Source organism: Exiguobacterium sp. E17S (assembly GCF_057772545.1).
Window position 1 is genome coordinate 297,899 of record NZ_JBYLRU010000002.1, and the last position, 24,729, is coordinate 322,627.

Annotated in this window: 22 protein-coding genes and 4 riboswitches; of the genes, 13 read left to right on the forward strand and 9 right to left on the reverse strand. The window is 49.0% G+C overall.

The window, feature by feature from the left end; genetic code table 11:
* Positions 1 to 150: 150 nt before the first annotated feature.
* The 3 genes from AC3B4V_RS10715 to AC3B4V_RS10725 are packed head-to-tail and all read right to left on the reverse strand — an operon-like array spanning position 151 to position 2,650.
* A complete protein-coding gene (locus tag AC3B4V_RS10715; RefSeq protein ID WP_023467025.1) occupies positions 151 to 963 on the reverse strand; it encodes a ZIP family metal transporter in 813 nt (270 codons plus the stop codon).
* 51 nt (positions 964 to 1,014) lie between these two features.
* Positions 1,015 to 1,344 (reverse strand): YolD-like family protein, encoded by a 330-nt coding sequence (locus AC3B4V_RS10720; RefSeq protein ID WP_023467027.1) that lies wholly within the window; start codon positions 1,342 to 1,344, stop codon positions 1,015 to 1,017.
* Positions 1,328 to 2,650, reverse strand: coding sequence for a Y-family DNA polymerase (locus AC3B4V_RS10725; protein ID WP_047391492.1), 1,323 nt, complete (start codon positions 2,648 to 2,650; stop codon positions 1,328 to 1,330). Before AC3B4V_RS10725 ends, AC3B4V_RS10720 begins: the two co-directional genes overlap by 17 nt.
* 176 nt (positions 2,651 to 2,826) lie before the next feature.
* On the opposite strand from AC3B4V_RS10725, the gene AC3B4V_RS10730 reads away from it, so the two are divergent.
* Entirely contained in the window at positions 2,827 to 3,465 is a 639-nt protein-coding gene (locus tag AC3B4V_RS10730) for a pentapeptide repeat-containing protein (protein WP_064300623.1), read from the forward strand.
* A 67-nt stretch (positions 3,466 to 3,532) separates the two neighbouring features.
* Here AC3B4V_RS10730 and AC3B4V_RS10735 read toward each other — a convergent pair whose 3' ends face one another.
* The 6 genes from AC3B4V_RS10735 to AC3B4V_RS10760 form a co-directional block, all read right to left on the reverse strand.
* On the reverse strand, positions 3,533 to 4,288 hold the full coding sequence (locus AC3B4V_RS10735) for an MBL fold metallo-hydrolase (RefSeq protein ID WP_064300624.1): 756 nt from the start codon (positions 4,286 to 4,288) through the stop codon (positions 3,533 to 3,535).
* A 60-nt stretch (positions 4,289 to 4,348) separates the two neighbouring features.
* Positions 4,349 to 4,837: an arsinothricin resistance N-acetyltransferase ArsN1 family A gene (locus tag AC3B4V_RS10740; RefSeq protein WP_029340721.1), complete on the reverse strand. Its 489-nt coding sequence runs from the start codon at positions 4,835 to 4,837 to the stop codon at positions 4,349 to 4,351.
* Between the two features lie 124 nt (positions 4,838 to 4,961).
* Entirely contained in the window at positions 4,962 to 5,498 is a 537-nt protein-coding gene (locus AC3B4V_RS10745) for a 1,2-dihydroxy-3-keto-5-methylthiopentene dioxygenase (protein ID WP_023467032.1), read from the reverse strand.
* A gap of 16 nt (positions 5,499 to 5,514) precedes the next feature.
* A complete protein-coding gene (locus tag AC3B4V_RS10750; RefSeq protein ID WP_023467033.1) occupies positions 5,515 to 6,135 on the reverse strand; it encodes a methylthioribulose 1-phosphate dehydratase in 621 nt (206 codons plus the stop codon).
* Positions 6,132 to 6,791, reverse strand: coding sequence for a 2-hydroxy-3-keto-5-methylthiopentenyl-1-phosphate phosphatase (locus AC3B4V_RS10755; RefSeq protein ID WP_488378383.1), 660 nt, complete (start codon positions 6,789 to 6,791; stop codon positions 6,132 to 6,134). Before AC3B4V_RS10755 ends, AC3B4V_RS10750 begins: the two co-directional genes overlap by 4 nt.
* Positions 6,788 to 7,978 (reverse strand): 2,3-diketo-5-methylthiopentyl-1-phosphate enolase, encoded by a 1,191-nt coding sequence (locus AC3B4V_RS10760; protein ID WP_290777992.1) that lies wholly within the window; start codon positions 7,976 to 7,978, stop codon positions 6,788 to 6,790. Before AC3B4V_RS10760 ends, AC3B4V_RS10755 begins: the two co-directional genes overlap by 4 nt.
* 70 nt (positions 7,979 to 8,048) lie before the next feature.
* Positions 8,049 to 8,150: riboswitch (SAM riboswitch) on the reverse strand.
* Between the two features lie 205 nt (positions 8,151 to 8,355).
* Positions 8,356 to 8,459, forward strand: a riboswitch (SAM riboswitch).
* A 78-nt stretch (positions 8,460 to 8,537) separates the two neighbouring features.
* On the opposite strand from AC3B4V_RS10760, the gene mtnK reads away from it, so the two are divergent.
* From mtnK to AC3B4V_RS10820, 12 genes are all read left to right on the forward strand, one after another.
* A complete protein-coding gene (mtnK, locus tag AC3B4V_RS10765; RefSeq protein WP_488378384.1) occupies positions 8,538 to 9,704 on the forward strand; it encodes an S-methyl-5-thioribose kinase in 1,167 nt (388 codons plus the stop codon).
* Positions 9,701 to 10,750 (forward strand): S-methyl-5-thioribose-1-phosphate isomerase, encoded by a 1,050-nt coding sequence (mtnA, locus tag AC3B4V_RS10770; RefSeq protein ID WP_488378385.1) that lies wholly within the window; start codon positions 9,701 to 9,703, stop codon positions 10,748 to 10,750. The genes mtnK and mtnA overlap by 4 nt, the downstream gene beginning before the upstream one ends.
* Positions 10,751 to 10,761: 11 nt before the next feature.
* On the forward strand, positions 10,762 to 11,844 hold the full coding sequence (locus tag AC3B4V_RS10775; RefSeq protein WP_058265592.1) for a sugar ABC transporter substrate-binding protein: 1,083 nt from the start codon (positions 10,762 to 10,764) through the stop codon (positions 11,842 to 11,844).
* The gene (locus AC3B4V_RS10780) at positions 11,841 to 13,349 is read left to right on the forward strand and encodes a sugar ABC transporter ATP-binding protein (protein ID WP_313122525.1); all 1,509 of its coding nucleotides are present in this window, start codon (positions 11,841 to 11,843) and stop codon (positions 13,347 to 13,349) included. Before AC3B4V_RS10775 ends, AC3B4V_RS10780 begins: the two co-directional genes overlap by 4 nt.
* A complete protein-coding gene (locus tag AC3B4V_RS10785) occupies positions 13,346 to 14,350 on the forward strand; it encodes an ABC transporter permease (protein WP_488378386.1) in 1,005 nt (334 codons plus the stop codon). The genes AC3B4V_RS10780 and AC3B4V_RS10785 overlap by 4 nt, the downstream gene beginning before the upstream one ends.
* Before the next feature lie 365 nt (positions 14,351 to 14,715).
* Complete coding sequence (locus tag AC3B4V_RS10790) at positions 14,716 to 15,672, forward strand: AAA family ATPase (protein WP_023467045.1); 957 nt, start codon at positions 14,716 to 14,718, stop codon at positions 15,670 to 15,672.
* Entirely contained in the window at positions 15,669 to 16,751 is a 1,083-nt protein-coding gene (locus AC3B4V_RS10795) for a DUF58 domain-containing protein (protein ID WP_055970223.1), read from the forward strand. The genes AC3B4V_RS10790 and AC3B4V_RS10795 overlap by 4 nt, the downstream gene beginning before the upstream one ends.
* On the forward strand, positions 16,748 to 18,820 hold the full coding sequence (locus AC3B4V_RS10800; protein ID WP_488378387.1) for a transglutaminase TgpA family protein: 2,073 nt from the start codon (positions 16,748 to 16,750) through the stop codon (positions 18,818 to 18,820). The genes AC3B4V_RS10795 and AC3B4V_RS10800 overlap by 4 nt, the downstream gene beginning before the upstream one ends.
* A gap of 40 nt (positions 18,821 to 18,860) precedes the next feature.
* Positions 18,861 to 18,962, forward strand: a riboswitch (purine riboswitch).
* A 130-nt stretch (positions 18,963 to 19,092) separates the two neighbouring features.
* Positions 19,093 to 20,613: a glutamine-hydrolyzing GMP synthase gene (gene guaA / locus AC3B4V_RS10805; protein ID WP_051353615.1), complete on the forward strand. Its 1,521-nt coding sequence runs from the start codon at positions 19,093 to 19,095 to the stop codon at positions 20,611 to 20,613.
* A gap of 111 nt (positions 20,614 to 20,724) precedes the next feature.
* A complete protein-coding gene (locus AC3B4V_RS10810) occupies positions 20,725 to 21,756 on the forward strand; it encodes an acyltransferase family protein (RefSeq protein WP_488378388.1) in 1,032 nt (343 codons plus the stop codon).
* 69 nt (positions 21,757 to 21,825) lie between these two features.
* Positions 21,826 to 21,927: riboswitch (purine riboswitch) on the forward strand.
* Positions 21,928 to 22,062: 135 nt separating this feature from the next.
* Positions 22,063 to 23,367, forward strand: a complete 1,305-nt coding sequence (locus AC3B4V_RS10815; RefSeq protein WP_029340736.1) for an NCS2 family permease — start codon at positions 22,063 to 22,065, stop codon at positions 23,365 to 23,367.
* 83 nt (positions 23,368 to 23,450) lie between these two features.
* Positions 23,451 to 24,362: a proline dehydrogenase family protein gene (locus AC3B4V_RS10820; protein ID WP_488378390.1), complete on the forward strand. Its 912-nt coding sequence runs from the start codon at positions 23,451 to 23,453 to the stop codon at positions 24,360 to 24,362.
* The last annotated feature ends 367 nt before the right edge of the window (positions 24,363 to 24,729 follow it).

The following is a 24,729-nucleotide window of genomic DNA, read 5'->3' on the forward strand; positions in this document are numbered from 1 at the left end:
TAAAACGGCATGAAGGAAAAGGGAATCTTTCTGTTAGGACACAAGGTCAGAAAAACTTCAAATCGATTGGTTTCACTGGAATATGTCTGAATCTACAAACAGAAAAACGAGCAGGAGACGATATCGTCCACTACTCGTTTTGAAACGGGATCATCCTAAAGCGACGTCAAGAATCATCATGACCGTAAACCCGACCATCAGACCAAGCGTTGCTAAATCGGATCCGTTCTCTGCTTGTGATTCCGGAATCAATTCTTCGACGACGACGAAAATCATCGCTCCGGCAGCAAACGATAACGCATACGGTAGAAGCGGTTGAACGAAGAAGACCGCGGCTGCTCCGACCATCGCGGCAATCGGTTCGACGATTGCTGACAATTGACCGTAATGGAAGGCGCGCCGGCGCGACATTCCTTCACCGCGTAGTGGAATCGATAGGGCAGCTCCCTCCGGCATGTTTTGTATCCCAATACCGAGTGCGAGCGTCAAGGCACCGGCGACGGTCGCCCCGTCCATGTTTAAGGCAGCGGCGCCAAAAGCGACACCAATCGCAAGACCTTCGGGAATATTGTGCAACGTGATCGCAAGAAACAGCAATGTCGTTTTCTTGAGTCCTGTCGAAGGACCTTCCGCTGTCTCGAGTGGTGCAGATAAGTGCAAATGCGGCGTAACGAAGTCGAGGAGACGGACGAAAAATCCACCAGCGAGAAAACCAATGGCAGCAGGAATCCAGGCGATTCCTCCATCCTGCTCCGTGAACTCGATCGCAGGAGCAAGCAACGACCAAAATGACGCAGCAATCATGACGCCGGCAGCAAAACCGAGCATCATGTTCATGACGCGTTTTTCAATCGTCGTAAAGACGAAGACGAGTGCCGCACCAAGTGCGGTTAACCCCCACGTCATCATTCCGGCAAGCAATGCTTGCACGACGACGGGGAGGGAAGTAAACCAATCCAACATGACTATTCCTTCTTTCCGGGCACGATTTAAAGCATCCATCTGTATGAGAGCTTACCCGTTTTCGATCCGGACGATTCGTGTGAAGGGAATTTCAATGACTTCACGTCCGCGCAGAAAGAGAACGGAACGTTCGGGTTCTAGTCGTTCCACGAAACCGACGACCGTCACGTAGCTACTTTCCTTATAATACGTGATTTCAAGTTCGTTTCCTTCTATTAAAGCTTCTTGAAGCAGAAAGTGCCATGATTCTTGCAACTGTTCATCAATTTCAGGCAAGTCGAGCTGATGCATCTGGACATAATATTCCCGCAACAGTTGCAAATGTTCCGGCATGAGAAAAGGAATCCATTTTAAATTTCCTCGATCACGATACGCTGTCATGAAGATCACCTCCCGGATGACCGCCGACAAAACGAAGGCGACGTTTGGCGACACTCGTATCAAGAAACGAGACAGCGAGGCGAATCGTTCCTTTTCCGTAGCGGAGGTTGACGACATCCATTGCTTTTAATAACCGTCGTCGTTTCCAGAGCCGCGCATTATCCTCGAACAAAGACAACTGTAAGGTGCCTTGATCGGCAGTCAAATGCCCCACTGCGACGGATAAAAAACGAACAGGTTCTCCGTCGAGCCAATTCGGTTCGAATAATTGTAAGACGTGACGCAAAATGATTCGTTCATCGGATGTCGGATAAGGCAACCGCACTTGACGGGAGAAACCACTTCGGACGACGTTTCGAGAATAGCGGACGCCGATGTGAACGGTCCAGCCGACTTGATTCGAAAAGCGACAACGTGCGGCAACATCCTGCACGAGTTCATTGAGCACATTCCGAATGCGTTCGAACTGATAATAGTCCTGCATTAAGGTCACACCGTGTCCAATCGTCCGTTGAGGGGCTTTCTCGAACAGATGACGAGGCGCAAGAAGTGTCGGTGACGCGTCAAGACCCCAAGCGTGGTGCCATAGTTCGGCACCGATGACACCGAATCGTTCGTGCAACTCTTCGACAGGGCGCATGGCAAGATCACCGATTGTTTCAATCCCCATCATCTGCAGATGTTGTTCCATACGGTGTCCGACCCCCCACATCTTCCGAATCGGAAAATCATGAAGACGTCGTGCGACGTCGGCATATCCACATCGCGCGATGCCTTCTTTTTTCCCGATTAAATCAAGGGTCAGTTTCGCGATGACGTTATTTGGACCAATCCCGATCCGGACGTGGATGCCGGTCTGTTTCAGGATCGCTTCTTTAATTTTGAGGGCAGCTTGCAGGTCGGAACCAAATAGGCGATCGGTTCCGGTCATGTCAATGAAGCTTTCGTCAATCGAATAGACGCGGATCGCTTCAGGTGGGGCGAATTGGTGCAGGACATCAAGGACACGAATTGACGTCTTCATATAAGCGAGCATGCGTGGTTCGACAAGTTGAATCGTGCGACGAACAGCGTATGGCAATTGCTCGATTTCATATAGCCGACCGGCTGTCTTGATTCCTAGTGCTTTTAAGGCAGGGGTGGCAGCGAGAATGACGGATCCGCTTCGTTTCAAATCGGAGACGACCGCTAGGCGTGTCGTCAAGGGAGGGAGATTGCGATACTGGCATTCACAGCTGGCGTAGAAGGACACACTGTCGACGCAAAAAATCCGTTTATCTTGTGGTAAAACGACGGAAGGAAACATTTGAATCACTCCTTTACACAAAAGAACATATGTTCTTATTTTGATTTTCTTTGACTATAGCATGGTCTCAAAGTGTCTCAAAATAAAAACTGTTGAAAAAAGGGGAATTTGAACGATTTTCCCTCATATAAAAGGAGTTTGATACACTAAGGGAGAGAAAAAAGGGGGAACCTTCATTGAAAGAGACCATTATCCGTTTACCAGAATTACCAAAAACGCTTCAACCAGAGACGTTCGATCAAGTCGAAATCGATGACCCGTATCTAAAAGGGGCGCGTTATGAGAAAGAGTCGATGCCGAGTGAACTGACAGAACGCATCGATGCCTATCAAGTGTGTTTTCAAAATGTCTCGTTCGCGAATCTCACCTTTGACCGTGGTTCGTTCGAAGATATCCGTTTTGAGCAATGTGACTTAACGGGATGTCACTTCCAAGAAACTCGTTTTCACCGCGTGTCCTTCGTCGGATGCCGGATGACGGGTGTTCAGTTCGAAGATTGTACGCTGGACCATGTGACGATTCAGGAAGGACTTGCGGATTACGCACAGTTCATTCGCAGTACGGTCCGTCACCAACACTGGAGCGAAACGACGATGAAAGAAGCACAGTTCTTCGAAGTGAAACCGACCCAGTGGAAACTCGAAGCGGTCCGGCTTACGGATAGTCAATGGATTGAAACGCCGTTAAAAGGTCTCGACCTCCGGCAGACGGAGCTCTCTGGTATTACGATCGATCCGCGATTTTTACCAGGTGCTGTCATTACGGAAGAGCAAGCAGTTGCCTTTGCTCGTTTGTTAGGTCTCGTCATCCCATAACAAAAAGAAGTCCTTGTTTCGATGGATATTCGAAACAAGGACTTCTTTTTAATGAAAGTTACTGTTCTTAAAATGACATCGTTTCGCCATCCTCCGGAATCAGGAAATGGGCAGAGAGATGGAAAGCAGTTAAAAAGTCAGCAATCATATCACGTCGCAAGAGACAGTGGTTGACGGACTCGAGGTGCGAGACGATGATCGTCGCTTCCGCCGCCGCTTCGTGTACGGCAAGGAGATCACGCTGTGACATCGTGATCGGCTCTCCGGTCAAGAACTGAGCGGCACCACTGTTGACGACGATGATATCGGGCGTATGTTGTTCGATCGCATGCGCGACCTCGTCACACCAGATCGTATCACCTGCGATATAAAGTGTCGGTTCGTCCGGATGGGTGAGGACGAGCCCAGACACACGTCCCATCCGTTCGCCGATTTCACCGACACCATGCTGTCCACCTGTTCGATGGACTTGGATATCACCGATCGTTACACCGGAATCGAAGGAAGAAACGTTCGTGAAGCCGGCTTCTCGGATTTGTTGCGCGTCTTCTTCTTGCTGCGCATAGAGTGGCAAATGCTTGGGTAGAAGTTGTTTTGCAGCATCGTCGAAATGATCGGCATGCAGGTGCGTGACGAAGATTGCGTCAGGATCAAGCAGTGTGTTGACATCGACCGGTAAGTCGACGAGTGGATTGGCGACGGCATTCGGTGTTTGACCGAAGGGAGGTAAGCTACCTTTTTCGCCAAGGAACGGATCAATCAGTAAGACTTGATTGGCATACGTGACAACGAGTGTTGCATTACGAATTTGTTGAATATCCATTAGGTTCATCCTCTCTCAATGACTCGGAGTGACTATTCCCTGTCTGGCATTCAATGAATCCTATCGTAAGCGTTTCTCCATCGCCATGACGTCGACATATTCGCCGTTCAACTGTCCTTGTTCCTTAAACGTTCCGACGATCCGGAACCCGGAGCGGATATAGAGTTTTTGTCCGATTTTATTGAACGGGAAGGTAAAGAGGATCAGCTTATGCATCTGATGATCACGGGCGTGTTGCTCAGCCGTTTCAAGCAAACGTGTGCCAATCCCTTGTCCACGATGAGTCCGGGTGATATAAACCGAAATCTCACCGACGGATGCGTAGACAGGACGCGGATTATACGGATCGAGGGAAATGAAGCCGAGGACACCTGTGTCATCTTCAGCGACATAACCGGCATATCGATCGGTGCGTTCCGCATACCACTGGGTCATGAAGGATAAGTCCTTTTGGTCGGTCTCAAGCGTTGCGATCCGATCTTCAATGCCTTCGTTATAGATGGCGAGAATCGCTGGTAAGTCGTGTTCCGTTACGGGACGAATATGCATGACGCTCACTTCCTCATCGCTTTTCCTTCATTATATCGGTTACGTGTCAATGTAGTGATATGTTTGTGCGATAAGAAAAGCGCTGATTTCCTTCACATAAAGGAAATCAGCGCTTATATCGTTCTTAAGAGACCGTTGACGTCTCGTTTTCATAAATCGGAACCCAGCCGTCTGTCGTGACGAAGATCCGAACAGCAACGACTTTACGATCGTCTTGAAGCGTAAAGTAGTGGCGTGTGTTAACAGGAACGGAAATCAAATCACCAGGATTGAGTTCGATGTTATAGTAGCCGACTTCTTCGTCTTTGATCGCGAAGACGCCATGACCGCTAACGATGAAACGAACTTCATCATCCGTATGGTGATGTTCTTTCTGGAAGTTGACGAGTAACTCATCAAGGTTCGGTGTCGTATCCGAAAGTGAGATGATATCAGCTGTCTGATACCCACGACGTTCTGATACGTCTTTGATTTCTGGAGCAAACGTATCGAGAATCGTTTGTTTGTCTGCATCCGTCAGTGTGAAGTTCTCAACGAGAGGCGCTGGAAGTTTCGAAACGTCCCACTGTTCGTAAAGAACGCCGCGTGACGCGAGGAAGTCAGCGACTTCCGTTTGATCCGTATACCGTGTGTTTGTTTCTTGGAATAAGACTGTTGCCATGAGATGATTCCTCCTTTTAATGAATGGATTGACGGCATGATTGCAACGTCAACGTGTAATTGAATAAAAACTCGAAGGCTTCGAGGTGTTTCTTTGCTTCAAAGGCGGTCGGTGCCCAGACCGTGATTCCGTGATTGCGGATCAGGACGGCACCACTGTCCGCTGTGACATGCGGTGCAAAAGCAGCGGCAAGCGTCGGAATGTCCGCATGATTCGGAATGATCGGTACCGTGACCGTCGCATCCTCTTCCCAGTGTCCGAGTGCCTTGATGATTTCTTGACCGGAAAAGGTGATGCTGCCTTGATCGCCATAGAGTTCCGAAATCACATTGTTCGCAATCGTATGGACATGCAGAGAACAACCGGCGTCCGTTCGATTGAACACTTCGACATGGAGCAATGTCTCAGCGGAAGGACGCCCGGATTGCTCACCAATCAATTGACCGGTCGCATCGACATGAACGAAGTCGTCAGGAGTCGTCTGCCGTTTATCTTTTCCGCTTGCCGTCACAAGGAATTCAACCGGGACACCGGACGTCCGAATGGCGAGATTGCCACTCGTACCAGGGAACCAATCGCGCGCCGCAAGCTCTTGTTTGATGGCGCGTAGCTCTTCATACCGTCGCATGAATGTCATGTTGTCACCTCCGCTCGCGTTAAATCATGAACGATATCGTGGAACGTCTCAAACGGTGTATAGGCGATATCGTTCTCTTCACACAACGTGATCAGATAATCACGGGCATAGACACGATCCGCTTGTTTCGCGAGTTCGAAGTCCGTCACCGAGTCACCGATGACGATGATGACGTCATCGTCTTTGCGCAATGCCCGGGCAACGGACGTTTTACAACAGCCGCACCCGTTCGTGCAATGGGCATCGCAGGCGTTTGGCCAATCGATATGGACGAATGGACCACTGAAATCGGCGACGTTACAGTAAATCTGTTCTTGTTCAAGGAATGGCGCTAAGATCGGTTCGACGAAAAAGTCCATTCCACCGCTGACGATCGAAAAATCGATTCCTTGACGACGACTGTACTGAAGTAACTCCGAAAATCCGTCGCGAATGACTGCACGCTCCAACAAAAAGTCAAGATAGGCTGTTTTTCCGTCAGACGGCAGAAGTGCGAACATTTGCCCGACACCACTCTGAATCGATAGCGTTCGGTCGAGTACGCCGCGTTTCAACGGTTCGAAGTCACTCGCTGGCGCAAATTGTTGCATGAGTGCGATGATGTTATCTTGCGTCGTCACCGTACCGTCGAAGTCACAAAGAATCCGTACGGTCATGACTTGATCCCCCAAGCGTCAAGGGCGATCCGTAATTCTTCATGACGCGATGCTGCCGCCGATAGGGATTCATTTGCGAGTGCCGCATCGAGTGCCTGGCGGAAAGCAATGACACCAGCCGCAGCACCTTGCGGATGACCATGTACGCCGCCGCCGGCGTTGATGACGGAATCGATCCCGAAGTCTCGTACGAGTTGAGCGACGAGTCCAGGATGAATACCGGCTGAAGGAACCGGGAAGATTGATTTCGTCTGACCGAGACGGGTCGCTTCGACCGCGATGCCACGGGCGACATCCTTTGGTAAAGCGACATTGCCGTAAGGAGACGGGAATAGCGTCAAGTCTGCTCCGGCAGCACGCGGTAATGTGCCGAGTAAGACAGGGGCTGCGACTCCGTGATTCGGGCTAGCGATCAACGCACCGCTATATGCCGGATGATTGAAGATAGGAACGTTGATTTCCGGATCACTTGCCAGTTCACGTAAGACATCGAGTCCGTATGTGAAGGTATTCAGCAAGAAAGCAGTCGCTCCAGCATCAATCAATCGCTTGGCTTGATCCTTGAGCGTAAAGACGGGACCGCTGAGTGTGATCGCATATAACGCACGTTTACCGGTCCGTTGGAAGTGAGCATCGATGACCTCACGTCCGATCCGTGCCCGGTCAATCGTCGGTGTCAACGGATTGTCGTATAGGATCTCATCGTCTTTGACGAGATCAATCCCACCAGCGAGTTGTCCTTCGAGTTGATCACGAAGGAACGATAAATCGCGTCCGATGACTCCTTTGAAGATGCTCATTAATAATGGGCGATCTTCGACACCGATCAAGGAACGGACCCCTTCGATCCCGAATTTCGCACCTGGAAAGTCCGACGTAAATGTATCGGGTAGTAGCAATTCCGTTAGTTTGATTTCACCGTCGAGTGAGAGTTTCCCGAAGACGGTCGTCAGAATCGCAGAAAAGTCGCGCGATACGTTATGTTCCGGGTAACGAATCGTGATATATCCTTTGCCATCGCGCTCTTCGGTATGTACGACTTCCCCTTTGAACGAGGCGAGTTGTTGTTGTTCGAGATGATTCAGTTCCGTCCAAGAACCGACTGTCAGACCAAGCGCGAGTTGTTCAGCGCGCTGCTCGAGTCGATCACGGGCAGTCAATTGATAAGTAGCAGTGATATAAGCCATGTCTTTCCTCCTTCAACAAAAAAATGGTCTCTCGTCAGCGACAAGAGACCATGAATGATTCGAACGTGGACTCTTATCTGTCAGCTTAGTAGCTGCAAGAATTAGCACCGTGCCAAAAGGTCGGTTGCTGCGACATCGTAGGGCTTGTCCCTCCGTCTGCTCTTGATAAGAATTGGATGAAATTGTGAAATCTAATTGCAATTTTTACATGAGAATCGCCACTTGTCAAACTATTTTTAGAAAATTTATTTTTTTGAAAATACTCTTTCTATAGATGACTTAAAAATGATATCCGTTTCTGCTTGATTTCGATTTGACAGCGAGGAAGTCGATTGCGTAAGATTCAAATCAATATCACACACGACAACTACATACGACTCTTATCGCGAGTTGGCAGAGGGAATTGGCCCGATGACGCCGCAGCAACCGACCACTGGGCACGGTGCTACATCCAACAGACGTTTCGTCTGAGAGATAAGAGGACGCAGTGACTTTTCTGCGCCTCTTTTCGATGACGAAAAGAGGCGCTTTTTCGTGTATCACATAGGGGGAAACTGAGATGACATATAAAGCATTCACAGAACAGGACGCGATTGATCGTGTTCGGACATTAGGACTGATCGGCGATGGAGCCGTCGAAGCAGAAGAGATTGGCGACGGGAACCTCAACCTCGTCTTTCGGATTCGAGAAGGCGAACATCGCTTGATTTTAAAACAAGCATTACCATATGCGAAGGTCGTCGGGGAGAGCTGGCCGTTATCGCTCGAACGAGCGTGGATCGAGCAATCCGCACTCCGTGAATTCGCACGGCATGCCGTACCGTTCGTGCCACGTGTTTTTCATGCTAGTCATGAAGAGGCGTATACGGTCATGGAAGATCTTTCACATCTGACGATCGTTCGAAGCGGTTTACTCGCAGGTGAACAGTATCCGTTGCTTGCGGAACATATCGGTTCTTATCTCGCTCGGACGTTATTTCATACATCGGACTTTGCGCTTGGTCCGGTTGAAAAGAAACGTGTCGCCCGAACGTACTACAATCCAGACTTGTGCGACATCACGGAAAAATTAATCTTCACGGATCCGTTCCATGACGCGGAGACGAACGAGATTGAAGCCGGGCTTGAAGAAGAGGTGGCATATTTATGGGCAGACGATGAGTTAAAACGCGAAGTCGCAAAACTTGAAGCGCTCTTCATCACAAAAGGAGATGCATTGCTGCACGGCGATCTACATACAGGAAGCATCTTCGCCTCGGTGACGGAAACGAAGGTCATCGACCCTGAATTCGCCTTTTATGGTCCATTCGGATTCGATGTCGGACAGTTCATCGCCCACTTATTCTTTGCAGCATACCCCGATTATTCAGCACTTCGTGATGCCCGGATTCGCGACATCGACACGTTCTGGCTGACATTTGCTTCAACGTTCCGTGCCTTATGGGAACGGGAAGCCGTCGAACCATTCCGGACATCGGGGCTCGTCGACGATGTATTGAGCACGATCTTGCAGGATGCCCTTGGCTTTGCCGGTTGCGAATTGATTCGGCGGACGATTGGTCTTGCACCGGTCGCTGATTTAGAATCAATCGATTCAACGACGGAACGCTTAGAGCGGAAACGTCACGCTCTTCGTCTAGGAGCGGCGTTAATCAAACGCCGTACAGAATGCCGGACATTCGATGATTTACGAAACTTTGACGTAACGGAGGAACTCAGCCGATGACTACATTCGTTCAAAGTATCCGTTACGAAGATCGTATCTTGACGATTCTCGATCAGACACGTCTACCGCAAGAAGAGCACTATGAAGTCATTGCTGATCTCGCGCAAGCGGTTGAGGCGATTAAACAACTACGTGTCCGGGGCGCACCTGCGATCAGCTTATTCGGTGGATTCGTGCTCGTTCAAGAAGCGTACCGCTTTGAAGCAGAGCTACCGGTCTACAAGCAAGCCTTGCTTGAGACATCGGCGACGTTACTCGCGACACGACCGACGGCCGTCAACTTGCGAAATGTCCTCGATCAATTGAATCCAATCATTCAAGACGGGACGTCGGTAGAAGAGATTCGCGAACGGTTGGAAAAACGGACGGTCGCCTTATACGACCAGGATGCGCAGACGTCACGTCAAATCGGGATTCATGCACTGGAATTGTTCCAGTCAGGCGACCGGATCCTAACGATTTGTAATGCTGGATCGATTGCGACCGCTGCTTATGGAACGGCACTTGCGCCGTTCTACATCGCAAAAGAACGCGGCATCGAATTATCCGTTTTTGCGAGTGAGACGCGACCGTTACTGCAGGGAGCACGATTGACGACATGGGAGCTGCAACGTGCCGGCATCGATGTCACGTTAATTACGGACAACATGGTCGCCCATACGCTGAAAGAAAAACAGATCGATGCGATCATCGTCGGTGCCGACCGCATTACACGAAACGGAGATACCGCGAATAAAATCGGGACGTTCCAATTGGCATTGCTCGCGCAAGCTTTTGGTATTCCGTTTTACGTCGCAGCACCGCTCTCGACGTTCGACTTCTCGCTCGTTTCCGGAGACGCGATCGAAATCGAAGAACGTGATCCGCAGGAAGTGACGACTGTCCAAGGTGTCGCGACAGCACCGGAAGGCGTCGCTGTCTTCAACCCGGCGTTTGATGTCACACCACACACATTGATCACGGGCATCATTACCGAACTTGGTGTCATCACGCAACCGAATGAAGAAACGATTGAACAATTAACAGGGCTTCAACCCCTCGGATAAGGAGATATGTCATGAAAAAACTAGCTTACGCCGTCCTAGCACCGGCACTGTTACTAGCGGCTTGTGCGAATGGAGAAGCCACGACGACGAAGGTCGTCAAGGATGTACCAAAAGGGGTTCAATCGGACGTCAAGATCGCCGTCATCCGCAACCTAGCATCGGACGACCATACGAAACAATTCCTTGATGGCGCACGAAGTGAAGGCGAAGCGCTTGGCTTTAAAGTCAGCACGTTCATTTCGGAAGGTAACGACGTCAAGTTCAAGGAGCTGGTCGCGCAAGCGATTCAGCAAGATTATGATGGGCTCATCATCTCGCATGGTAAGGAAGACTACGCCTATGACATGATTAAACCAGCGGTCGACAAAGGGCTGAAGGTCGTGACGTTCGATACGGTCACGAAGAAAAAAGGAACGACGTTAAAAGGTGTGACGGAAACATTCCAAAACGATCATCAACTCGCGAAGCTATCGCTTGATGAAGTGACGAAGGTGACGGACAAAAAGCCGGTCCGTGTCATCAAACTTTGGTTCGGACCAGGTTTTGCCCCGCTCGATCGTCGTCAGGAAATCTATAAGACGTACGAAGCAGACGGTAAGATCAAAACGCTTGAGACGGTTGGACCGACAAACTTCCAAGATGTCCAAGGGGATATCGCAACGAAGATGAATGCGATTCTCGCGAAATATCCGAAAGGAAGCATTGATGCGGTTTGGGGAGCGTGGGACGAAGTCGCAAAAGGGGCTTACAAATCGCTCAAGGATAATAAACGTCAAGAAATCCCGCTAATCTCGATCGATGTCTCGAATCAGGATATCAACCTGATGCGTGAAAAAGGCAGTAACTGGGTCTCGACGAGTGCGGTGGATCCATTCTTGATTGGACAAACGGACATGCGATTACTGGCTAAGAAAATCGCTGGCGAGAAGACACCAGATAGCTTTGATCTCGACGCGAAACTCGTGGAGCAGAAGGCGTTGAAGCAGGATACGACGATGTACAATCTCGATACGATCATCAAAGGATGGAGTACATCGGACAAATTCAATGAACCGTGGATGGACCGGTTGCGTGACGTCCATAAAAAACAATGACGTCTACCAATCATCACTTGAAGATGACTGGGATTTCACTGGCGTTTCCAGGAGTGCAAGCCTTAAAACAAGTCTCGTTTGAAGTGAAATCCGGTGAAATCCACGCGCTTGTCGGTGCGAATGGTGCCGGTAAGTCGACGTTGATGAAAGTCTTATCCGGAGCGGAAACGGCGGACGAAGGAACGATCCGTCTCGACGGGAAGGAGTTGTCCATCACGTCACCACGTGATGCGAAACAGATTGGAATCGATCTCGTCCAACAAGAGGTCGATGTGGCGCTTGTCCCGTATTTGACGGTCGCTGAGAATATCTGTCTCGATCTGTTGACGGACGGAACGATGACTGGCTTCGTATCCCAACGCCGTTACATACAGCGTGCCAAGGAAGCGTTAGCGACATTACAGGCGGATATTTCCGTCAAGACACGTGTCGAGGAGTTGCGGCTTGCTGAAAAGCAACTCGTACTGATTGCTCGCGCCCTCGTCCAAGAACGCCGTTTTTTGATTTTAGATGAACCAACGGCACCTCTCAGTCAGGCGGAAACAAGCCATCTCTTTTCAGTCGTGCGTCGTTTAGCCGAACGAGGGCTTGGGATCATCTTCATCTCGCATCGTTTACAGGAACTATATGAGATTTGCGACTCCATCTCAGTCATGCGCGACGGTCAACTCATCTCACGATGTCTTTTGACAGACATCACGAAGGAAGCTGTCGTTGAGCAGATGCTCGGGCGTCAGCTTACGTCTGTTGCGAAAACGTCACGGGTAAATGGAACGAACGTATTGACCGTCGAGAGTGCTACGAATGCGGACGTCCACGATATCTCCTTGACGGTTCAAGCAGGTGAAGTCGTTGGTATCGCGGGTCTTGTCGGTGCTGGTAAAACGGAATTATGCAAAGCATTGTTCGGTGATCGCCCGTTTCAGGAAGGGGAGGTTCGGATAGGTGGAAAAGCCCATCGCCTTCGCAATCCACAAGCTGCGATTCAAGCGGGAATCGGTCTCGTTCCAGAAGAACGACGAAAAGAAGGAATTCTTGTTGCCGATTCTGTCGCAGAAAATCTAACAGCAGCGGCAGCTCATGATTTCGTCAACCGCTGGGGGCTGATGGATCGTCGCAAAGAAGCAGATCAGGCATCGCAATGGGTCAAGGAGCTGGGCATTAAAGTGGCAGACGTGAAACAGGAAGTAGGTCAACTATCCGGTGGGAATCAACAAAAAGTCGCCATCGGAAAATGGTTACTGACCGATGTTTCTGTACTCGTCTTGGACGAACCGACAAAAGGTGTCGACGTCGGAGCCAAACAAGATATCTATCGTCTGATTGACGGACTCGCACAACAACAAAAAGGGATCCTTTACGCGACGAGTGAATGGGATGAACTTTTGACCGTCACGGACCGAATCTACGTCATGTTCGATGGACGGATCGTCCATGAAACGAAGACGGCGGATACATCAGAAGAAACCTTGTTGTGGTATGCGACAGGAGGAGGGCAACGATGAATGAGGTAGTATCAAAACAAACGAACCGAGGGAAGGGTTTACGTCCTGTCCTCGGATTCTTGAACGACTGGGGGATCGTCCTCGCGATCCTTGCCCTCGTCCTGTTTTTTGCGACGACGGCTCCAACATTCCTACAAGGGACGAATTTAATTAATATTTTACGAAGTATCTCAATCGTGACGATTATCGCGATCGGCTTGACCGTTTCTTTGACGGTCAATGGATTTGATTTATCGGTCGGGTCGACCGCGACGCTTGCGAGTTCTTTCGTCGTCTCGTTCTTCGTCTGGTACAGTCTACCGCTCGGTGTCTCGATTGGTTTAGCACTTCTCTTATCTCTTAGCGTTGCTCTGGTGAACATCTTACTCATCGTCTGGTTTAAGATTCCGGATTTGTTTGCGACGCTTGCAACGATGTTCATCGTCGAAGGTGTCGCGATGACGTATACCGGTGGTGGTTCAATCAGTGCCGGAATGCCGCGCCTGGACGGTACACCAACAGTCGGCACGATTCCGGAGGCTTTCGCGAAAATCAGCCAGGCGCCTTGGATCATCGTCATCATGCTCGTCGTCGTCGCTGTGACACATGTCTTTTTAAGCTATACGCGACATGGTCGTTTTCTCTATATTATCGGTGGGAATCCGGAAGCCGCACGACTGACAGGAATTCGTGTCAACCGCTACCGGGCACTCGCGTATCTGATTGCTGGGTTACTTGCTGCGGTCGGTGGGATTTTGCTTGCGTCACAAGTCGGATCGTCGCAAATCAACGCCGGTTCCGGTTATCTGATGCCAGCGGTCGCGGCGGCATTCATCGGCTCGTCGTTCGCAGGACAAGGGAAGCCGAATGCGCTTGGTACACTTGTTGGGGCTTGTCTCGTCGGGATTCTTGAAAATGGTCTCGTCATGCTGTCTGTTCCATACTATTCGTTGAATATCATCAAAGGGCTGGTCCTTGCGGTCGCGCTCGCGACGACTTATGCGCGGTATCGTAAAAAATAATTAAAATTCGACGTTTCATTTATAACATATTCGGTAATATTCAATATATGAAAGGATGGTGATGCACATGAATGATTACCAATGTAGAGGGAACGATCGCATGTCGCTTCTGAAAGAAGAGGATCACCGGACTTGACGAACGTTGTCCATTGACACGGATGTATTCGTGTTTTACGTGCAACTGCACGGTTCAAGAACGGATCACGGCATGTGTTCGTTCCTGAAACAAATAAGGGGGAAACGCTACGGCGTTCCCCCTTTTTCATGTGCTAGAAACTGCTCGTATTTCTTTAAAAGCGTAGCGGAATATGAGATGATATAAAAAGTCAGAAAATTCAACTACTACGAGAGCAAGGGGCCTGACAATGCGAACATACACTAAGGAGATTCAAGCGATTATCGACAACGTAGAGAAAGTCATCATCGGTAAGGAAGATGTCATCACACAATCATTGGCAGCACTACTAGCGGGCGGTCACGTCCTATTAGAAGACGTACCGGGAGTCGGGAAGACGATGCTCGTCCGTGCGTTCAGCCGATCGATCGGGTTGACCTTCAAACGTGTTCAGTTCACGCCAGACCTACTTCCGTCGGATTTGACGGGTGTATCGATGTATAACCAGAAAACAAGCCAATTCGAATATAGACCGGGTCCTCTAATGGGGAACATCGTCTTAGCCGATGAGATCAACCGAACATCACCGAAAACTCAATCTGCCTTACTCGAGGGAATGGCGGAAGCGAACGTCACCGTCGATGGTGAGATTCATACGCTTCCGAATCCCTTTTTCGTCATGGCGACACAAAACCCGATTGAACACGAAGGAACGTATCCGTTACCAGAAGCACAACTCGATCGTTTTCTCGTCAAAGTCAAAATGGGTTATCCTGATTTCCATCAAGAAATGAAGTTGCTGACACGTTTCGAACGGGATGAACCAATTGAAACGCTCGAAGCGGTGATTGGTCGCGAGCAATTGCTCCAGATGAAAGAAGAAGTCAAGAACGTTCATGTCTCACAGCCTGTCAAAAAATATATCGTCCATCTCGTCCAAGCGACCCGGACGAACGGTTCACTTTATCTCGGCGCGAGTCCCCGTTCTTCGATTGCCTTGATGAAAGTCGCGCAAGCATGGGCATACATGGAAGGGCGCAGTTTCGTGTTACCGGATGATGTCAAACATCTCTTGATTCCGGTCCTGTCACACCGCTTGATTTTGACAGCGGACGCGCGTTATCACGGTCAATCGTCTGAACGGATTTTAGAACAAATCAAAAAAGAGGTTGCTGTACCAATCCAACAAGACGTGGAGTCCCTATGACGAAGTGGCAAATTGGTTGGCGTTACGCTGTACTCCTTTTGACGACGGTTGCCTTATGGACATATGCGCGCGTCGATGGCGGAAATGTCGCTTCCTTGCTGTTTTATGTCATGGCCGGTTTGACCGTCTACTGGACGCTCTTCCTCGTTTGGCCCGTCACGCAGGCACTGGCGACGCGCGAAGTCTCGAATAAGATGCTCGTTGCCGGAACGGATATCCCGGTTTCCTTACGGGTTCGCCGGCGTTTCCCGTTCCTGGTCGGAGCCGTCGAGGTGACGGAGGCGATTCCAAACGAACTCAGTGAAGAAAAACTCGATATCAGCCGTCCGCTCCGTGCCCACTACCGGAAGACAGAGCAAATCGACTACACGATTCCATCGATTCGTCGAGGGGTCTACCAGATCCCTGGTTGTATCGTTGAAATTACGGATCCATTTGGATTGTTCAAGCGGAAACGGATGTTTCCGGTCGAGACGTATCTTGCGATTGAACCGGCACGCCTTGCCGTTCAACTTCCGCATGAGGAGGATCGTGGCGATGGGGGAATCTCCCCTGTGTCGCTTGATCTTCGTCAATCGTCCTTTACTGTCGTCGGGGTCCGGGAATACGTCAGTGGTGACCGGATGAATCAGATCGACTGGAAAGCGACAGCGAAACGCCAAGGCTTAATGACGAAGACGTTCGAGCGAGAGCAGGAACGAGAGACGACGATCGTCTTTGATGAGGGGACGGAAGCGGGTGAAGCCTTCGAACGCGTCATCTCGATGCTGGCAGAAGCGACGGATCAGTTGAACAAACGACGTCTGAGCTACCGCATTCACCTCGTCGGACATGCCGTTCAATCGTTATCGTTACCTCTTGAAGGAGCGAAGCTGACGCATTACCTGATGACGGCGCAGCCGAGTCGGACGCGGACGTTCATCGAGTCATGGGAGTACTCGTCAAAAGCACTTCGATTGAGCGGGAACGTCCTTTTCATCACACCGGATCTTGAATCGAACAATGAACTATGGATTTCGAAGATTAATCAAGAAGCCACCGTTCATGTCTATACACCAGAACGGAGGGGAGTGCGATGATGCGACGTTTGATTTGGAACGCCATCGCGGCATCCGTCCTGACTTGTTTCATGCCACCACTTCTCGAACTGACGACGTTCGAGCATCTCTGGTCCTTCTTACCGATGCTGTTTCTGCCGTTGCTGTTGTCGCATCTATCGCGGCGTTACTTTTTACTCGGAAGTCTCGGTGGATTACTGCTGTCGTTCTATCTGATTTTGACGCCGGGAGCAGCACCATGGGGCATCTTTACGGAAATCAGTTCAGATATTCAGAGCGTCATCAATGGTGAATTACCAGGACGACCCGCTTTCGCGCTCTCGATCGGTTTGATTAGTTTTTTGATCGCCTATCTCGCGCGTCGGACGTTCCCGAATCGTGGGTTCGTCTTCGGGCTTGCCTTCGGAGTCATTGGATTCATCGCGTATTGTGATACATGGACGGATTACTCGGGAGAGACGTTCATTCTCTATCCGATCATCTTATCCTTGCTATTGCTCTATGCGACGGAAGTCAACGAACGACCACGCGCTTCTTACGTTCGTCCGCTGAGTGCCTTATTCATCATGGGTGCCGTCATCGTCGCTGCTGTCCAAAGTCCTGTCATCAATGCGACATGGCAAGACAGTTGGTACGATTTGACGTCCGGTCTTGAAGGTGAAGGAGAGCCGACAAATGCGATTCAAAAGGTTGGCTACGGTAACAATGATGAGCAACTCGGAGGACCGTTCCAGATGGACGACCGGGAAGTCTTCCAGGTCGAAAGTGAAGGGAACCGATACTGGCGAGTCGAGACGAAAGATATTTACACGGGCAAAGGCTGGGTGCTGTCGGAATCGAACCCGGAAATCGATGGACGGAGTTTCTTCTCGCACTTCGGGCGAGAAGTCAAGACGCGTGAAGAAACAGCGACGTTTGAGATGGCACGTGAACTGCCGTTCGTGCCATACAACGGAGACAATGTCCGGGTCTCGGTCGATCAACAACGACAAAATGTACTGGTTGATCCAGAGAATCAAAAAATATCGTATCTAGACGAGGCGGATCGTCAACGTAACTATCAAATTGACTATTCATATCCGCTCTTTACGGAAGAACAACTTCAGACAGATGAACCCGTCAATTTATCGGAGAATGAAACAGCGCGGTATCTTCAACTGCCGGATGGCTTACCACAGCGTGTCCGTGATTTAGCGGAACAAATCGTTGAGGGTGAGGAGACACCGTGGGACAAAGCACGGGCGATTGAAAATTATTTCGAAGAAGAGAACTTTGAATACAATACGGAGGAAGTCGCTGTACCAGGAGAAAATCAGGATTACGTCGATCAATTCCTGTTCGAGACGAAGCTCGGATACTGTGATAACTTCTCGACGTCGGCTGCTGTTTTGCTACGGGCAGCCGGGTTACCCGCACGCTGGGTGAAAGGGTTCACGGGAGGCGAATCCGACGTCATCGGAGCTGCCGTGACGAGTTATACAGTGCGAAATAAAAATGCGCACTCGTGGGTCGAAGTGTATATCGAAGGACCAGGCTGGGTACCGCTTGAGCCAACAGTCAGTTTCGATGGAGCAGGACAATACACGATCGATCGGGAAACGGATAACGAGACGGAACAAGCAAATCCGCAACGTGAGACAGAAGATAATACGGAGACGACGACGCCAAATCGTCCGCAAGAAAATCTTCTTGATGAAGAACAGACGACTAGCGCTGGACAGACGGAGCAGAAGTCGATTCCATTTTGGCCAATCTTCCTGACGGCACTTGCTCTCTTGTTCCTCTATCTGTTCCGAAAACCAATCATTCGAACGCTCGCGATTCTCTTCTTCCGGAGACAAATCGAGCGACCGGAAGGATTCCGCCGGATGTATCGCTACCTCTTACGACGTCTTGATAAAAAAGGATTCCATTATCAAGATGGTCGGACGCTTGCGGAACTCGCTCACGAAGTCGATGGGTACTACGAGACGTATGCGATGCGACCGTTAACGGATGCTTACGAACGGATGGTCTATGGTGGAGAATCACTGTCGGCTGAGAAAAAACGTGAATATTTCGAAAATATCATTCGTCATGTAGAGGGTTGATATTTACGAAACGATACAGTTACAATGGGAACAACGTAAATCACACACATGCAATCTCCTTTGTATATACTCGCGAATATGGCGCGAGAGTCTCTACCGGGTCACCTTAAACGACCTGACTATGAAGGAGCAGACCCTTCGTATACATTTTTTTTGTGAAGCGGCCTGCTCTTTTTCCATTTTATCCATGGGCGAAGAGTGGGCTTTTTTCATAGGGTGCGCATGAAATCAGAAAGGCGGGAACAGCTTTGGAAGCACATTTGGACCAGGAAATGATTCTCGTCCTCGATTTTGGAGGACAGTATAATCAATTGATCACACGTCGTATTCGGGACCTTGGTGTCTACAGTGAATTGCATTCGCATAAAATCACTGCAGCAGAAGTAAAAGAAATCGCACCTGCTGGTATCATCTTCTCAGGTGGTCCACGTAGCGTCTACGCAGAGGATGCGTACCGGTGTGACCCAGAAATCTTCGACCTCGGTATTCCAATCTTCGGGATCTGTTACGGCATGCAGCTCATGTCACAACATTTCGGCGGAACAGTAGAACGTGCGGGACATCGTGAATATGGAAAAGCCACATTGACGTTACAAGACCCGTCACCGATGTATGCGAACCTACCGCTTGAACAAACGGTCTGGATGAGCCACAGCGACCTCGTCACATCTGTGCCAAACGGATTCGTCGTCGATGGAACGAACGTGTCATGTCCGATCGCTTCGATCAAGAACGAAGAATTGAAAATGTACGGTGTGCAGTATCACCCGGAAGTGAACCATACGGTCTTCGGAAAAGAATTGCTCAAGAACTTCCTCTTTGAAGTCTGTAAATGTGCAGGCGATTGGTCGATGGAGAACTTCATCGAAATCGAAGTAGCGAAGATTCAAGAACAAGTCGGCGACAAAAAAGTCCTCTGTGCCCTTTCTGGTGGTGTCGACTCGTCTGTCGTCGCAGCCTTGATTCACAAAGCAATCGGTGATCAATTGACGTGTATGTTCGTCGATCACGGTTTATTGCGTAAGGGTGAAGCGGAGAGCGTCATGAAGACATTCGCGGATCACTTCCACATGAACGTCATCAAGATTGATGCCCAGGACCGTTTCCTCGACAAACTCCGTGGTATCTCAGATCCAGAGCAGAAACGTAAAATCATCGGCAACGAGTTCGTCTACGTCTTCGACGAAGAAGCTTCGAAGCTGACGGACATGGACTTCCTTGCCCAAGGTACGCTCTACACGGATATCATCGAGAGCGGTACGGATACGGCACAAACAATCAAATCACACCACAACGTTGGTGGACTGCCGGAAGACATGCAGTTTGAATTGATAGAACCGATCAACACGTTGTTCAAGGATGAAGTCCGTGAACTTGGGAAAGAACTCGGTCTTTCTGATGAAATCGTGTGGCGTCAGCCGTTCCCGGGACCAGGTCTCGGAATTCGTGTCCTCGGTGAAATCACAGATGAGAAACTCGAAATCGTCCGCGAATCTGATTTCATTCTTCGGGATGAAATCAAAAAAGCAGGACTCGAGCGCGAAATCTGGCAATACTTCACAGTCCTTCCTCCAATCCGTTCGGTTGGTGTCATGGGCGATGAGCGGACATACGACTATGCGGTCGGAATCCGTGCTGTCACGTCAATTGACGGAATGACATCGGACTGGGCACGTATCCCATGGGACGTGCTAGAGAAAATCTCGGTTCGAATCGTCAACGAAGTACAGAACGTTAACCGCGTCCTGTACGATGTGACGTCGAAACCACCGTCAACGATTGAGTGGGAGTAATAAGTGATCAGCACCACGTTTCTGTAAAAGAACGTGGTGCTTTTTTGTTATCTCCTGCTACACTATGAGTTGGAGCTTATTATTCTAAAGGATTAGGTAAGGATATTCGTTATGAACAAACGCGATGCATATTGGGATAATGCGAAATTCGGATTGATTACGCTCGTCGTATTCGGTCATTTGATTGAACCGATGATTTCAAAAGATGTCGGTATTACGAACCTGTTTCATTTCATTTATCTGTTTCATATGCCGGCCTTCGTCTTCATCTCCGGCTACTTTACGAAAGGACGCATGACGACATCTCGTCTTCTTCGACTGACGCTAGATTATCTTCTGTTGTTTCTGCTTGTGCAAACGGTATTCGTCGCAGTGACAAAGTGGATGGGACTTACACAATATGCGTTTTGGACGCTGCAACCGGCGTATATCTATTGGTATCTGTTTGCCGTATTTATATGGACGTTCGTGTTGTGGGGAATCGTCTGGATCAATCACTTTCTACAAGTGTCATTATGGTACTTTGTCGCGGGAAGCATCATGATCAGTGTTTGTCTTGGCTTTTTTGAAGCAATCGATTGGACACTCAGTGCTTCGCGGATTATCGTATTTTTCCCGTTCTTTTTACTGGGCTATACATTCCGCCAATACAAGTTAACCTTTCCGACGTCGGGTGGCGCAAAGGTTTTTGGATTAGGGATGGGCGGAATCGCAATCGTCCTACTGTTACGTTACCCAGAGACTTTGAACTTTCAATTGTTGAGTGGTACAAGCGGTTATGCTTCTATGGATCTCGGTTTAGAAGGAGCAGGTATTCGACTTTCTTTGTATGCTTTGCAACTGCTTTTAGTCTGCGCTTTTTTTGCTTGGATATCACGACGACATGGAATTGGAACAACACTGGGTGCTCACACATTACCGATTTATGTCGGACACGGTTTTATTGTAAAAGCGATGATAGCTGCATCGTTCTATGACAATGTAGAGAGCTGGTATCTGGTATGGGTTGGGGTGGCAACCATTCTAATATTAGTTTTACTCGGAAACCTCCCAATGACACTACAACTTTCGAAATGGATCAGGGTAGATTCCGAACAGAAGAACGCTTACAAAACCGAACGTTCGGATAAATTAAGTGGTTAAATTTCGCTTTTATGGTTGACCCGTGAATTTGACCGTGCTACGATGTGTCTGTTCTTATTTTTCATACCACTAAAAAAACATAAATAATGCCGTATAATTCTGGGGATAGGGCCCGGAAGTCTCTACAGGAACACCGTAAAGGTTCCTACTACGGCGCACACGCAGCATCGTGCGCTTATTGAAACGGCTTTTACCGCTTAGGTAAGGGCCGTTTTTTGTTTTCAAGGAGACGGCTTATTTGGAAGGAAGGCAATCATGAGCACACAATTGAAACAGCCACACCAACCGAAAGCAAAAGAAAATGCGATTGCGCGTTTCTTTGATTTCAATGGGCTTGGTACGAACATGCGTACAGAGTTCATCGCCGGCATGACGACATTCTTCGCGATGGCGTATATCTTATTCGTTAACCCGAATACTTTAGCCGAAGCAGGCATGGACGCAGGAGCAGTCTTCGGTGCCACAGCACTCGTTGCGATCATCGGTTCCGTTACGATGGGATTACTAGCGAACTATCCAATCGCGCTCGCACCAGGAATGGGACTAAATGCTTTCTTCGCCTACAGCGTCGTCATCGGAATGGGTATTCCATGGCAAACCGCACTTTCAGGCGTTCTCGTCTCAGGTCTCGTCTTCATGGTATTAACAGCTTCAGGAATTCGTGAGATGATCATCAATGCGATTCCAGAACCTTTGAAAATGGCAGTTGCAGCAGGTATCGGATTGTTCATCGCGTTCATCGGATTAAAAACAGGTGGTCTCGTCGTTGCGAATGAAGCGACACTCGTCTCGCTTGGTGATTTAAGTAAAGGAACAACGCTTCTCGCTGTATTTGGTCTTGTCGTATCTGCGGTCCTAATGACGCGTGGTGTCAAAGGAGCGATTTTCTTCGGAATGATCCTAACGGCAGTTGCTGGAATGATCTTCGGTTTGATTCCAGTTCCAACAAGTCTTGGCGAAGTCATTTCAGCACCGCCGAGTATCGCACCGACATTCGGACAGGCATTCCTTCACTTTGACGAAATCTTCACGGTTCAAATGATGATCGTCATCCTAACTTTCTTCTTCGTTGATTTCTTTGATACAGCAGGTACACTGGTTGCAGTAGCAAACCAAGCTGGTCTGATTAAAGAAAATAAAGTACCACGTGCTGGTCGGGCGTTAATCGCTGACTCAACAGCGACGGTAGCAGGTTCGATTCTCGGAACGTCAACAACGGTTTCTTACATCGAATCAAGTGCAGGAGTTGCAGCAGGTGGTCGTTCAGGAATGACGGCAATCGTCACAGCGTTATTCTTCGGTCTTGCTTTATTCTTCTCACCATTGCTCGCAATCATCACAGCGCCAGTCACGGCACCCGCATTGATCATCGTCGGTGTGTTGATGGCAGCTTCACTGCTTCAGATTGATTGGAAAAAATTCGAGTACGCTGTTCCGGCTTTCTTGACCGTTATCATGATGCCGTTAACGTATTCAATCGCAACAGGGATTGCATTCGGTTTCCTCTTCTACCCGGTCACGATGATCGCGAAAGGACGAGCAAAAGAAGTGCATCCGATCATGTACGTGTTGTCACTCGGCTTCCTCGGTTACTTCATCTGGTTGCATTAATCCAAACTGCGTCTTTCTTCTATATAGAAGAAAGACGTTTTTTTGTTAGGAGAGGGTAAGGAAGAAGAGAGAGGGTGATTCAGATGTTACAGCAGATTACTGGACCTGTATTTGAATACTTGGCTGAGAATAGACTGTTGATTCAATTAGCAAGAAAAGTCGGATTGCCGCTTGGTGGAACATTATTCGTCGGAGGACAAGGCGCAGAAGAGACACTCGACACCGTGAAACAATTTAATCAAGATGGACGAGCCGCTACGGTGGATTGTCTAGGAGAGTTCATTGAGACGGAACAGGACGCGGTAGACATCGCAAATGAATGTATTAAAGTCATCGGGCAAATTAAAGAACATGATCTGGATGCACAAGTATCTCTAAAGCTGACATCGATCGGATTAAGAATCGATCCGGATATCGCCTATCAACAGTTGAGTCGTATTGCAGAGGTTGCAGATCAACAAAACATGCGCGTAACAGTCAACATGGAAGAAGCGATGATGGTCGAGTCGATCGTCCGAGTCTTCGAACGCGTGCATGAACGATATCCAAACGTCGGGATTGCGCTACAGGCAAACGTCTATCGAAGTCGTTTTGATCTAGAACGTCTTCAGGCAACAGTACGTGTCGTCAAAGGGGCATACGATGGAGACGATAAACTCTATATTCAACCGAAGAAGACCGTCGATGAGACATACCTTCAATTAGTAAAAGTGAATTTGTTGAATGGGAACTACACGCAAATCGCGACACATGATGAACAGATCATCCAGCAAATCATTGACTTTACTCAAATGAAACAGATTGATCCATCACGGTTTGAATTTCAGATGCTTCAAGGCATGAGACCGAAACGACAACAAGAGTTAGTTCGACAAGGTTATCGTATCGTCATCTACGTTCCGCATGGTGTGGACTGGTATACGTATTTGATGAGACGGTTAGCGGAACGCCCAGCGAATATCGCGTTTACAGTAGGAGCTATGTTAAGAAGGTAAAGACTTTGCGAAGAGGATTTAAACTCTTTGCAAAGTTTTTTTGAAATAATGCTTGTGTTTGTCGAATTTTGTTGTTATATTAATAAATGTTCCAGCGAGACGCCTTTTATAAACGGTTCGTTGGGGCTGAAAAGTTTTTTAAAAAGCATGGTTGACATAATCAAAACAACCTGTTAATCTATTAAAGTCGCTAAGGCGGCAGACGAACTTTGAAAACTGAACGATGAGGCAAAAATCGTATTCTACGGAATACAAAAACGAATGAAGCGCAAGCTTCGTCAATCGTGACTTCGGTCACAAAAACGAGCAAGTCAAACACTTCATGGAGAGTTTGATCCTGGCTCAGGACGAACGCTGGCGGCGTGCC